At 45.5% G+C, this 13,196-nt stretch carries 12 protein-coding genes; 10 read left to right on the top strand and 2 right to left on the bottom strand.

The annotated features are described in order from the left end of the window. Positions 1-146: 146 nt before the first annotated feature. Positions 147-536, bottom strand: coding sequence for an SCP2 sterol-binding domain-containing protein (locus ACNFVB_RS05270; protein WP_105245112.1), 390 nt, complete (start codon positions 534-536; stop codon positions 147-149). A gap of 895 nt (positions 537-1,431) precedes the next feature. Here ACNFVB_RS05270 and ccoN point away from each other — a divergent pair. The 6 genes from ccoN (at position 1,432) to ACNFVB_RS05240 (ending at position 7,499) form a co-directional block, all read left to right on the top strand. After that, positions 1,432-2,913 carry a cytochrome-c oxidase, cbb3-type subunit I gene (gene ccoN / locus ACNFVB_RS05265; protein ID WP_430738317.1) on the top strand — a complete coding sequence of 494 codons (1,482 nt, stop codon included), beginning with the start codon at positions 1,432-1,434 and terminating at the stop codon, positions 2,911-2,913. A gap of 9 nt (positions 2,914-2,922) precedes the next feature. Further along, a complete protein-coding gene (gene ccoO / locus ACNFVB_RS05260; protein ID WP_192993416.1) occupies positions 2,923-3,561 on the top strand; it encodes a cytochrome-c oxidase, cbb3-type subunit II in 639 nt (212 codons plus the stop codon). Continuing rightward, positions 3,561-3,743: a CcoQ/FixQ family Cbb3-type cytochrome c oxidase assembly chaperone gene (locus ACNFVB_RS05255; protein WP_075101084.1), complete on the top strand. Its 183-nt coding sequence runs from the start codon at positions 3,561-3,563 to the stop codon at positions 3,741-3,743. Before ccoO ends, ACNFVB_RS05255 begins: the two co-directional genes overlap by 1 nt. Continuing rightward, entirely contained in the window at positions 3,740-4,885 is a 1,146-nt protein-coding gene (gene ccoP, locus ACNFVB_RS05250) for a cytochrome-c oxidase, cbb3-type subunit III (RefSeq protein ID WP_430738316.1), read from the top strand. The genes ACNFVB_RS05255 and ccoP overlap by 4 nt, the downstream gene beginning before the upstream one ends. Positions 4,886-5,201: 316 nt before the next feature. Next, complete coding sequence (ccoG, locus tag ACNFVB_RS05245; RefSeq protein WP_430738315.1) at positions 5,202-6,611, top strand: cytochrome c oxidase accessory protein CcoG; 1,410 nt, start codon at positions 5,202-5,204, stop codon at positions 6,609-6,611. Between the two features lie 306 nt (positions 6,612-6,917). After that, positions 6,918-7,499, top strand: a complete 582-nt coding sequence (locus ACNFVB_RS05240) for a FixH family protein (RefSeq protein WP_201586033.1) — start codon at positions 6,918-6,920, stop codon at positions 7,497-7,499. Positions 7,500-7,602: 103 nt separating this feature from the next. Here ACNFVB_RS05240 and ttcA read toward each other — a convergent pair whose 3' ends face one another. Continuing rightward, a complete protein-coding gene (gene ttcA, locus ACNFVB_RS05235; RefSeq protein WP_430738473.1) occupies positions 7,603-8,703 on the bottom strand; it encodes a tRNA 2-thiocytidine(32) synthetase TtcA in 1,101 nt (366 codons plus the stop codon). Positions 8,704-9,121: 418 nt separating this feature from the next. On the opposite strand from ttcA, the gene queC reads away from it, so the two are divergent. From queC to ACNFVB_RS05215, 4 genes are all read left to right on the top strand, one after another. Next, entirely contained in the window at positions 9,122-9,898 is a 777-nt protein-coding gene (queC, locus tag ACNFVB_RS05230) for a 7-cyano-7-deazaguanine synthase QueC (RefSeq protein ID WP_430738314.1), read from the top strand. A 249-nt stretch (positions 9,899-10,147) separates the two neighbouring features. Then, entirely contained in the window at positions 10,148-10,477 is a 330-nt protein-coding gene (locus tag ACNFVB_RS05225; RefSeq protein ID WP_105245104.1) for a hypothetical protein, read from the top strand. Between the two features lie 518 nt (positions 10,478-10,995). Further along, on the top strand, positions 10,996-11,493 hold the full coding sequence (locus ACNFVB_RS05220) for a peroxiredoxin (RefSeq protein WP_274633197.1): 498 nt from the start codon (positions 10,996-10,998) through the stop codon (positions 11,491-11,493). A 79-nt stretch (positions 11,494-11,572) separates the two neighbouring features. Beyond that, on the top strand, positions 11,573-13,069 hold the full coding sequence (locus ACNFVB_RS05215; RefSeq protein ID WP_430738313.1) for a dihydrolipoyl dehydrogenase: 1,497 nt from the start codon (positions 11,573-11,575) through the stop codon (positions 13,067-13,069). Positions 13,070-13,196: the final 127 nt, after the last annotated feature.

Below are 13,196 nucleotides of genomic sequence, written 5' to 3'. Positions count from 1 at the left end.
CAGTAGTCCGATAAACAGATGATTGTCCCGCTGTTTTGACAGTTGAATGTTTGAGCAAATAAAAAGCCCCTAAATAAATAGGGGCTTTTGTATATCTGAGTGAACTGTATATCAATGGCTTGAGTACAAACCACTCAATATAAGATCTACGCCATCGTCGTCATAGACTTGATACGAGTATATAGCTCTTTTTGCTCAGCACTTGGACGCGCGGTTTGTACTGCCATCAATTGTGACATATCGCCTTCGACACGAATCTTGCCTGCCATAAACGCCCCCATGATTTCATTGGTATTAAAATCGGTGATGATAGATTGTAAAATATCACGATCCAACAGCAAGGTCGTTGTCGCCGATTCATTTAGACCGCGGTGCAGTAGGCCATTGGCAAAATTGGCCTCGATATCTTGCTCAGCATCAGACACTTTTAGATTGACCACCATATTTGCCAAGGCAGGCGGCAGGTTTAACTCACCCGCGTCATTGCTCATTTGCTCTACTTGCTCAAACCATTCGTCTGTCAAAAAAACTGCCATATTATTATCCTTAATACCTATTATTTATGAGGTTATTTATGAAGGTAGGCTTGTGCCAGCATACGGCTAAGCCTAACCACTATTTAAAAGTTCAAAATATTCGTTAATATCAGTATAAAGCACTTGGTTAGCGATACTACAAGGCGTCATTATAAGGTGCGATTCGATGATAAGTAAAACTTATTTATAGCGCAAATGCTGCTATTGTTACAAAACCACCGCTTAATTGTATTTTTTGCGCCAAAAAGCACTATCTTTTTTCACCCCTAGAATAGTAGGGAAATTGGGTATAAAATAGGTGTATAACGCTGAAAGATTATATCGTTCATAACTATTTTTACCAAAGAGTTTGTATTTTGGCGCATAGTTCTGATGATATTTGATTAGGTTTGCGTTACAATACCCTTAAACAGAGTCGGGAGTTTTAACTAAACATTACGTAAATATGTTTTTTGTCAGCCGCCGCTAGCATACATTTATGGTGCATAAGCTTTTTGTCACCAGTTGAATATCAGTATCTATCTTCGTTCATACTGCTTTTAGTAATAATTAAGATACATACTCAGCCTCAATAGATGTTTGATGCTCAAAGAAGGCACTTTGTCTTATCAAATCTGACCCTTTATTAACAATCCTACTATCGACTAGCTGTGAGCGCAGTGCGTTTGTATCGCCGTCCTCTACTTATCAGCGACAGCTGTTAATTAGCATAGCCCTAGCTTGATAGTTAATAAAGTAACCTTGATAATTGATAAGTTATCAATGATAAGCTCAGTCAAAAAACAGCATGTAGCGCAGCCATTTTCTGCTTATAATTTTTTATAACTTTATAATATAGAAGCTGCGCAGAATTAGTTAATTCTGTTGATAATTCGGGCTGTAAAGGAATCATCCAATGAGTTTACAAAACACAGCAGTCGCCCCAGTGGACCGTGAGTACGAAATTACTATCGTAAGATTCTTTACGATAATGGCCGTGATATGGGGCATCGTCGGCATGAGTATTGGTGTGTTCATTGCTTCACAGTTAGCATGGCCAGCACTAAACTTTGACATTCCATGGTTGACATTTAGTCGTTTAAGACCGCTTCACACCAACGCGGTTATTTTTGCATTCGGTGGATCTGCCCTGTTCGCGACCTCTTATTATGTGGTCCAGCGTACCTGTAAGACGAGACTATTTGCACCTTACTTGGCTTGGTTTACCTTTTGGGGTTGGCAAGCGGTTATCGTATCGGCAGTTATTACGCTTCCTTTAGGTCTGACGTCGACTAAAGAATACGCTGAGCTTGAGTGGCCAATCGATATTTTGATTGCCTTGGTATGGATATCTTATGCCATCGTTTTCTTCGGTACGCTAATCAAACGCAAAACCTCACATATTTATGTGGCTAACTGGTTCTTTGGCGCTTTTATTATTACGATTGCTCTACTGCATATCGTAAACAGTATGGCTATCCCTGTTAGTGCGTTTAAATCTTATTCGTTATTTGGCGGTGCAACTGATGCGATGGTGCAGTGGTGGTACGGACATAATGCGGTAGGTTTCTATTTAACGGCCGCTTTCCTTGGGATGATGTATTACTTCGTTCCAGTACAGATTGGTCGTCCTATTTACTCTTACCGTTTGTCTATCGTTCACTTTTGGGCATTGATTGCATCATACATGTGGGCTGGTGGTCACCATTTGCATTATTCAGCGCTTCCAGATTGGACGCAGTCGTTAGCAATGGTGTTCTCTATCATCCTATTTGCACCATCTTGGGGTGGTATGATTAACGGTGTGTTAACGCTATCAGGTAGTTGGGATAAGCTGCGTACCGATCCGATCATTCGCTTTATGATTGTGGCATTGTCGTTCTATGCGATGTCGACGTTCGAAGGCCCAATGATGTCTATCAAGACGGTGAACGCACTATCACACAACACTGACTGGACAGTCGGCCACGTACACTCAGGCGCGCTTGGCTGGGTTGGTATGATTACCATTGGTTCGCTATATGTACTGTTACCACGTATCTATAACAAACCAAAAATGTACTCTATCAGCTTAATCACCACGCACTTTTGGCTGGCGACTGCTGGAACAGTTTTCTACATCGTATCTATGTGGATCTCAGGTATTGGCCAAGGCATGATGTGGCTTGCGACCAACCCTGACGGTACTTTGGTATATAGTTTCGTTGATACGGTTGAGTTCTCACACTTCCCGTATATCGGTCGTGCTTTTGGTGGCTTCTTATATGTATCGGGTATGTTTGTTATGGCATATAACTGCTATAAAACACTCAAGATGCCAGAAGGTAAGCCTGTAGATGTCGCGGATCCAACGGATCATGAACCTAGTGTCGAAAAACCATCGACAGCTAACGTATAAGGAGCGATCATGGCTGGTACACCGCATGAAATTATCGAAAAAAATACAGGCTTATTGGTCATCGGTATCGTTATTGCTATTAGCTTTGCAACGCTAGTTGAAATCGTACCACTGATTTATGATAACAAAAGCCCTGAGGAAGGTGGGGTCAACGCTCCCCTTCCTGCTATGGAGCCGTGGACGGCACTAGAGTTTGAAGGTCGCGATATCTATATCCGTGAAGGCTGTCACGTCTGTCATACCCAAATGGTGCGCCCACTACGTGCCGAGGTTGAGCGTTATGGACCGTATTCACGCGCTGCTGAGTCAACGTGGGATCACCCATTCTTATGGGGTTCAAAACGTACTGGACCTGATTTGGCACGTGTTGGTGGACGCTACTCTGAAGACTGGCAAAAACAGCACTTAATCGCACCGCGTTCATTGGTACCAGAGTCAGTCATGCCTGGTTTCCCATGGCTTGCAACCAATGAAGTAAACGGTGCAAATGTTCAAGCTAAAATGCGTTTATTCCGCGATCGCTTTGGTGTGCCTTACACTGAAGAAGACATCGAAGGCGCGCCAGATGCTGTTCTTGGTGCCACTGAGCTTGATGCTTTGGTTGCCTATTTACAACAACTAGGCACCGCGATGGAAGGACAGCGCTAATGGGTATTGGTGAATTACAAACAATTGCGACCGTTTCTGCCTTTGTTGCCTTCGTAGGTGTTGCATGGTGGGCGTATTCGCCAAAAAACAAAAAACGCTTCGAAGAAGATGCACAACTTGCGCTTGATGACGAGGATGTAAAGTCTCTGTCTGAAGAGCAGCGCAATAAGGATAAACGATGACATTTTTTTGGAGTTCTTGGATTACCATACTAAGTATCATGTGTTGGGCTGCTATCCTCGGTGTCTTGCTAATGGTATTGAAGTACAAGCCAGAACTAGAAGACGATGGTACGACAGGCCACGCATATGATGGTATTAAAGAATACGACAAGCCCTTACCTAAATGGTGGTTGGTCATATTCTTTGGTTCAATCGTGTGGGCAATTGCTTATTGGATATTTTTTCCAGCGATTTTCCCATCGAAATGGAATGGTCTTGCCACGGTAGAAGTCGATGGCGAAACTGTGCCTTGGACCTCTAAAAACGAGCTATATAGTGAGCTTGAGAGCAACAACAAAGTATTTACAGACAACTTTGAAAAAAACATCTTGGCAAAAGCAGATGCCAGCGGTGCAACAGCGACGCTAGCAACATTGGCTGATATGCAAGCGACCATGCGTCGTAGCGACAACCCGCCAGCTGACCTGCAAACTCAGATCGACCAAAAAGTTGCAGAGCTGGCGCCCTATGTCGAAAAGCTGTCTGAAAACCCAAATGCATTAAAAGTGGGTAGCCGTTTGTTTTTACAGAACTGTGCTGTCTGTCACGGCTCTAATGCGAAAGGTGCGCTAGGCTATCCTAACTTGACCGACAATGACTGGTTATATGGCGGTGAAGCTTCACATATTCTAACGACGCTACATAATGGTCGTGTTGGTGGTATGGCAGCTTGGCGTGACCAACTTGGTGAAGATGGTGTGCGTGCAGCGGCTGAATATGTCTTGTCAATCTCTGGTAACCAACCAGGTTATGATCTGGATCAGACTAAAGTTGCACAAGGTGAGGTCATCTTTAACGAGCCGACTAACTGTGTGCTTTGTCATGGTGACGACGCTAAAGGTATGATTTCTACTGGTGCGCCAAACCTGACAGACGATATCTGGCTCTATGGCGGCGATCGCGAAAGCATCCGCGAGACCTTACGTTATGGCCGTGCTGGTGTGATGCCTGAGTGGCAGACAAAATTGGGTAATGAGCGTATCATGCTGCTTGCCGCGTATGTCTACTCTTTATCAGACAAGCCTGTTAAATCAGCCAAAGCTGCTACAGCAACTGCGACCGCTGCGACGACTGAAGCGCCAGTAGAAGCTACTGCTAACTGATTATAATCGTTATTAATCAGCCAATTGCTGATATCGTTTAATGGATTTACCAGAAAGGGAGAACTGTCATTGCAGTTCTCCCTTTTATATATTTTATATACAGGCACCTATATAAGGTATCAGTAGATTGCTTTTTAGGATTATCACCCCATTTATAGTAGGGAGAATGCTAAAATATATACTTGATAGGCAGATATATTGATGGCTTGCCCTCTACCCACTGACATTGATAACATCGCACACTCATGCATCTTATTATTCAAGGTGTTTGTTCATCATGCCAGCAGACTGATTCTTTTTTTAAAGAGGCACGTTTATGTCAGCACAACAACCCAATAAGATCCCTGTACAACAAGTAGACCTCGACGCCACCAAGCATCGCGTCCACCCTAGGTTTGTCACAGGTTTTTACCAAAATATTCGTGTCATCACGATGTATGCACTACTGGCGGCGTTTTTGTTATTGCCATGGCTGCGATACAACGGTAGGCAGGCGATATGGTTTGATGTCCCCTCACAGCACTATTATATCTTTGGCATGACGTTTTTGACCCAAGATTTTTATTTTTTGGCAGCATTCGCTATCATTGCCGCCTTTACCCTCTTTATGGTGACCGTCTATGCGGGCCGCGTCTGGTGTGGTTATGCCTGCCCGCAAACGATTTGGACACATCTTTATCAGTATGTCGAAAAATGGGTAATCGGCGATCGTAATAAACGTATTAAGTTTGACAAAGAACCGATGAGCGCAAAAAAAGCATTTAAGCGAGCGTTGGTCTATTTTATTTGGTTTGTGTTTTCTGTGATTACAGCAGCGACCTTTGTCAGTTATGTCGCGGGCACTGACTATCTGTATCAAAGCTGGCAGATGATAGGGATTGTCCCTGTGCCTGATTGGCCAACGTGGGTATGGATTTCGATGTTTATCTTTACCTTTGCCACTTATGCCAATGCCGGTTATATGCGTGAGCAGATGTGTGTACATATTTGTCCTTATGGCCGCTTTCAGAGTGTGATGTTTGATAAAGACACGCTCATTGTTTCCTACGATTATGAGCGCGGTGAGCCGCGTGGCCCTCGCAAAAAAGGCACACACCCTGATGACTTGGGCGACTGTATTGAGTGTCAAATGTGTGTGCAGGTGTGCCCAACCGGTATCGATATTCGCGATGGTTTACAAGTCGCTTGTATTCAGTGCGCCGCTTGTATCGATGCCTGTAATGAGATCATGGACAAAGTGGGCTACCCACGTGGCTTGATTCGCTATACGACCGAGCGTCAATTGGCCGAAAAAGAGCCGAGCCGTGTACTGCGCCCGCGCCTATTTGCTTATCTGGCATTGCTGACGATACTGTGCGGCGGTGTGGTATATGCGCTCACAGGCCGCGTGCCATTAGAGCTTGATATTCGCCGTGACCGCAACCAGCTGTCCTCTATCAATAGTCAAGGTATGATCGAAAACAGCTATATCATCAAACTGACCAATAAGACCCAAGAGCCGCATACTTATAAGATCGCCTTGGTGCCACAAGAAGGATTGAGCTTAGCGCTACGATTTAACGATGTGCCTTTAGAAGCAGGCGAAAGCTTTGATATGCCACTGAGCATCTATGGCGATCCAGATGTGATCGAATTTGGTCAAACACCAGTGACGCTGACCGTGACCAGCGAAGATGGCAAATATCAGGTAAGCAAACAAAACATCTTTACCACTCAAGGTCAGTAAGCAAGAGCTTTAAAGGCTTTGATTTTTCAAAGCACTGACATTTAAAAGTGTTTAGGTTCAAAAGCTTTTATGCTGCAAAGCACTGAGAGTCAAGGCTCGGTGCTCAAAAGTACCAAGACGACGTGCTTGGTGAGGTTGTTTTTATAACGCTTATCCGTTAGTCGCTCACAATTGGTTTGGTTAGCGATTGGCGGATGAGTCATTTGTCACTTGGCAGCAGTGTGCCATTAGATTATCCAGTGATAGCGTTTACGGTATCTAGTGATATGATATCTGCTAAACCGTTATCTGATTAATAGGTATTTTATGTCTACTCCAGCACCAAACTTTAAGCATCAAGATACGCAGCCATGGTATAAAAACTACATGGTCGTCATCTTTGTGATTGGCATGCCAGCGCTGGTCGTGATCGCATGCCTCTGGTTTGTGTATTACTCCTACCAAATCCGTGACAGTGTGGTACGTGACGACTGGTATATGGATGGCAAGACCCTCTACCATGATATCTCTCGTGATAAGCTCACGCATGATTTGGACTTGCATGGCGAAATGCAGTTTGCCGATAATGGCGATATTGTGTTTTATTTAAACTATCCTGAGCAAAGCTTACAGACGGGCAAGCTCCTAAACGGCACACCTCTCACCTATCCTGAGACGCTGGCGCTGTCTATCTCTCATGCCACCGATATCAAAAAAGATCGCGATGTGGTGCTCCAGCACGAAGAAGGCAATAAATACCGTGCTCATGTCGATATCGATCCTGTAAAAGCCAAATACTATCTACAAGTGAGTAATGATGGTAAGGATGACTGGCGTATGCAGGATGTGGCACGGCTACCGCGCTCCGAAGTAAGCTTTGAGCCGCTACCCGTCTTTTCAGAAAGCTAACCACAGGGTTGGCTCTTAACTGGCGCCAAAACCAAAAAAACCAGCCATTAATCAATAATGCGCTGGTTTTTTTCTGACACGGGTGTGAGTGAATCGGCTCTCTTTAAATCACAGGATTAATCGTTGGAATCTTCTGTGCGGTAGAGCGGCTGTCTGTGGGTTTCTCTGCTGGCGGTTTGCTGGCAAACTTAGGATTAAACGTTTGGGTTTCAGGTGCGGTAGGCAGACCAATATCGGCCAAGCTCTGAGTCTGCCCTGCTTGGACATTATTCCCCTCAAACAGACGCTCCTCATTATCACGATCGAGGCTCAAGGTCTCAAAGTCAAACAACTCACGGTCGGCGAGCTGCGATGGTGCGACGTTTTGTATGGCCTTAAAAATAGATGCCAAACGCTGCGGATGGGCATCGTCCCACTCACGTAGCATGTCATTGATGATGGCACGCTGTAGATTGGTTTGACTGCCGCATAAGTTACAAGGAATGATCGGAAACGCTTTGAGTTTGGCATACTCGATGATGTCTTTTTCTTCGACATAGGCCAGTGGACGAATGAGCAAGTTTTGCTTGTCATCACTCAGCAGTTTTGGTGGCATTGATTTTAGCGCGCCGCCATGAAACAGGTTTAAAAAGAACGTCGCAAGCATATCGTCGCGATGATGGCCTAATGCGATTTTGGTCGCGCCTATTTGCTTGGCAAAACCATATAGCGAGCCGCGACGTAAGCGCGAACAAGCCGAACAATAAGTCTTGCCTTCTGGTACCACGCTTTTGACGATACTATAGGTATCCTTTTCTAAGATATAATGAGCGATGCCCTGCTCGTTCAGATAAGCGGGCAAAACATCCTCAGGATAGCCTGGCTGCTTTTGGTCCAGATTGACCGCCACGATGTCAAAGTGAATCGGCGCGATACGCTTGAGTAGCAGCAAGATGTCTAGCAGGGTGTAGCTGTCTTTACCGCCTGAGACACATACCATCACCACATCGCCATCTTCGATCATATTAAAGTCACGAATCGCCCACGACACTTGGCGGCGCAGCTTTTTTTGTAGTTTGCGAAACGCCGCTGTTTGCGTAGGCTCCAACGTGCTACCGTCATCATCCGCGCTATTGTCAGCAGCATCTTCTATGCTATCGTGCTCAGGGTACAAATTATCATTGCCCAAGCCTGCATCGGCCGCTGTATCAACAAGCTCTGGCATGGCGTTTGGCGTGAATATGGTCGCTGCAGTCATAAGTTACTCAATATCTTTACTAAAATTATATGGCTATCATGAAGGGCAATCTATTCATCGGCAATTCGTTAAAGCCTGCGCTGACATAGATATCTTGGAAACTTTGGATACTTTGGATGCCCTAGGTGCCCTGACGGCTGCGATTATATCAAAGTTTGCTAACAGATTGAAAAGATGACGTTAATTTATCCGCGCAACTTGTCACAGGCGCGAGCGGTGGCTAGCTTTAGGCACGCATCATTAACAAGACGCTTGAAGGTTCTGTCAGGCAGGTGTTTTTGCTAAAATAGCCAGATAGCCTCCATCACTATGGTGTTAGTCTTTACTTTTGCTCATCACCATTGATAAGCTACTCACTATTTCTCAACCAATAACAGACGCCTCTATGACTTACGCTACCTTGCCGCTCGCCTTCTCTTCTCAAGCTACTGACGAGCCGGTCACAGATTTGCATCAGCAAAACGCCGTCGTACTACTATCAGGCGGACTTGATTCGGTAACCTGCTTGTATTGGGCCAAGGCGCGCTACACCTCGGTGACAGCGGTCAGCTTTAACTACGGACAACGCCACAACAGTGAGCTTGTCGCTGCAAAAGCCATCGCCAAAACTGCCAAGGTCAGCCACCGTATCATTGATATCGATATCGCGCAGTTGGGTGGCTCGTCTTTGACCGACCACAGTATGACGATTCCTGATGGCGCTACCGACACATTTCCCAATCAGCAGCACGATGAGGTCGATAATGACGCCATTCCCAATACTTATGTGCCCGCACGCAATACGATTTTTTTATCCTATGCGCTGGCCGTGGCCGAGGTGACCGATGCCAATCATATCGTCATTGGCGTCAGCTCCGTCGATTACTCAGGGTATCCAGATTGTCGCCCTGAGTATATCGCGGCCTTTGAACACATGGCCAACCTCGCGACCAAAGCGGGCGTAACCGGTCATCATTTGTCGATTCAGACACCGCTGCAGCAGCTGTCTAAAGCCAAAACCATCGAGCTTGGTCTATCATTGGGTGTCGATTATGCTCAGACGATTTCTTGCTACCGCGCAGATGCCAATGGCTTGGCTTGCGGTACGTGTGATAGCTGCGCGCTGCGTCGTCAAGGGTTTGCTCAAGCAGGCGTCGTCGACCCTACCCGCTATCAGCCCTAAGCGCAGATAGCGCAGTTTTTGTAGGCGCGCAGCCCAACAATCAACATTTGCGAAACATTCGCTTGCATTAACACAGCATGTCATCATTGTATTTTGCGCCCTATCCTTGCTATGGTATGTGCGATTGCATTGATTGCAAGACATTAATTACAAAACCTAAGTGACGATATCATCCGCGTATCGCTGTACCTTGATAACAGCGACGCACACCAAATTTATAAAACAGACACCATCTGTAAGAGGATATTTATGAAGTTGTTACCAGTATTACCCCTAGCCCTAGCTGCCATCTTTGCGTTGCCCCAAGCAAACGCGGCTGATATCAAGCAAGACAATATCAATACCTGTGTCAATGGCGCGGTCAAATATAAAGTCGCTGACAAAAGTACTGCCACCAAACTGTGCAATTGCACCATCGACGTCCGTAGCAACATGACCATCGGTCAAATGTGGGAAATTGAAAGCTACGCACAGAATAAAAAAGACCCTTCCAATCTGCCATATGTCAAAAAAATGCAAAAAGACTTACAGCAATGCACAGTCGGTCTAGACCTCAAGCAGCCACAAAAACCTGCTTAAGATAACGGGTGCACGATGTACAAAAGACTGGCCATTGCCAGTCTTTTTTGTTGAGGATAAATAGACAAAGTGTAAAACTGATTATTCATTTTTGCTAATCTGCTTATAATAAGGATACGATAACGCTGATAAAGCTCGCTATACTTGCGATGTATACTATACAAACCATCTATAGTCGATACACTCTAAAAATGTCATAGCGCTACTGGGATGCTGTTTTTAAATGTAGGTTGTGCAGCCTCTGGGAACGCAGCACGCAAGTAAAACTTATACCAGTAGCGCGTTTAAATCCATAACAGTTTTAGGGCGTGTCCCTAATTCAAGCGTTTATGACTAAATGGGCTAAAAATGGCTAAATCTTTGGCAAACGGTGTCAAATAGCTGGCCAATATCTTGATATTACCTGCGCTATTTTCCTTGTTTGCCTGCGATTTATCTCATTTTTATTACCATTTTTAAAATAGGGACACACCCTACATTCAGCTAACTATATAACATAACACCATAAGGACATTAGCATGGCAAAACCCACCACAGAGAGCATCGAGTTACCTGATTTTCCTGTTACCATCGTCAGAGCGCTAGACGGCCACTTCATCCATGATGACATCAGCCTAAAAGAGATGGTCGCCCATACCGACAAAGGCCTAATTTTATACTTTTATCCAAAAGACAACACGCCTGGCTGCACCACACAAGCGACCGAGTTTACCGCGCGCCTCCACGAGTTTGATGACTTAGGCTACGATATCGTTGGCGTCTCACGCGATAGTATCGACTCTCATCAAAAATTCATCACCAAGCATGACTTACACATCCCGCTCATTAGCGATACTGACGAAAAGCTTTGCCAGTATTTTGATGTAATCAAAGAAAAAAACATGTACGGCAAAATCACCTTGGGGCTGGTACGCTCTGCCTTTGTGTTTGACAAAAATGGCACCCTGACCCATGCACAGCGTAACCTGCGTGCCAAAGGCTATACCGATCGTCTGCTAGCAACATTAACGCCTTAACCAGCTGACAAGATAATAATCACTGACATCATCTGTGATATCTAGGTTAAATAATCATTTCTTAACACTTGAGAGTACTATGAATCAACCGTCTAATGCCGATAGTGCCGAGCAAAAAATCACTCGTACCGTATCGGTGGCTGTGATTGGCGCGGGCACAGCTGGTCAAAATGCCTTTCGGCAAGCCAGCAAAACCCGTGATGACATCGTCATTATCAATGAAGGGTTTTGGACCACCACCTGTATCCAAGTCGGCTGTATGCCAAGCAAGCTATTGATTGCTGCTGCAGACCGCGCCCATGAGGCCAATCACTCTGCAGACTTTGGGGTGCATGCCACCGCTCAAATCGATGGCAAACGGGTCATGGAACGCGTCCGTGAGGAGCGTAGCCACTTTGCCAGCTATATCAAAAAACAAGTCGAGAGCTGGCCTGAGGACAAAAAAATCGATGGTCGCGCTTATATCAACCAGCAAGGCCTGATCAAAGTCAATAACGAGCTAATCGACGCCAAAAACATCATCGTCGCCACTGGCAGCTCGACGTTTATCCCAGACGGCTGGGCAGATAAGCTAGGTGCAACCTTGCTTACCTCTGATACCGTCTTTGAGCTCAATGATTTACCCAAATCATTGGCCGTCGTCGGCGCAGGTGCCATCGGTCTTGAGCTTGCGCAAGCCTTTACTCGGTTGGGCGTCGAGGTCACACTATTTAATCGTGTCAAGCGCGTGGCCGGTCTCAAAGACGACGACATCAACAATAAAGCCATTGATTGCTTGAGTCATGAGCTGACCATGCACCTAGGTAGCGATATCAAAGACGTCGGTACACGACATACCGATACGCAAGACCATCCAGAACAAACCGCATTTATCAATTATGAAGACAGTGCCGGCGAAGCGCGCCAGTGGCAAGGCGAATACGTACTGGTCGCCACCGGTCGACGCAATACCATCAAGCAGCTGGGCATTGAAAACTTGGGCGTCGAGCTTGATGATAAAAACCGACCAAAAAACCTCAGTATAAAAACCGGCCAAATTGGCGATTTAAACGTCTATATCGTGGGTGATGCCAATGCACACATACCTTTGTTACACGTTGCTAGTGATGAAGGCTACAGCGCAGGAAACATGATCTGCGGCAATGAAAAAGACGCCTATATACGTCCGCCTGCCCTGCCTTTTTCTATCGTGTTTTGCTCACCGCAGATCGTCAACGTCGGCATGTCGCTTCCTGAGATTCAACAAGACCCAGAGTTAGAGTACGTCGTCGGCCGTGTCAGTTTTGACAATCAAGGTCGTAGTCGAGTGATGGGAGTCAACTGTGGCTTGCTCCATATCTACGGCTGCAAAAAAACCGACAGAATACTGGGCGCCAGCATGATTGGCCCTGATGCTGAGTATATCGGTCATATCTTGGCGACAGCCATTACCAATGACTTAAATATCAAAGACATGCTCGACACGCCATTTTATCATCCCACGATATTAGAAGGACTACGGACAGCATTACGCGATGTACAGCACAAGATGAAAATCCCTTATCAGTACCACGATACGCAAGAAGACAATTTTTAAGGATTTGGACTGTTTTACAGGAAGGACACGCCCTTATAAAAAACCCTGATAAAAAAGGTAGCATTGCAGGCGATCAGGGCGTATCTTGTGTTTGCTTGCCTCCCTAATTTCAGGTAACTTAATACCT

This window comes from Psychrobacter sp. VH5, assembly GCF_050572635.1.
GTDB lineage: Bacteria > Pseudomonadota > Gammaproteobacteria > Pseudomonadales > Moraxellaceae > Psychrobacter > Psychrobacter celer.
This window is presented reverse-complemented; position numbering and strand designations above follow the sequence as displayed.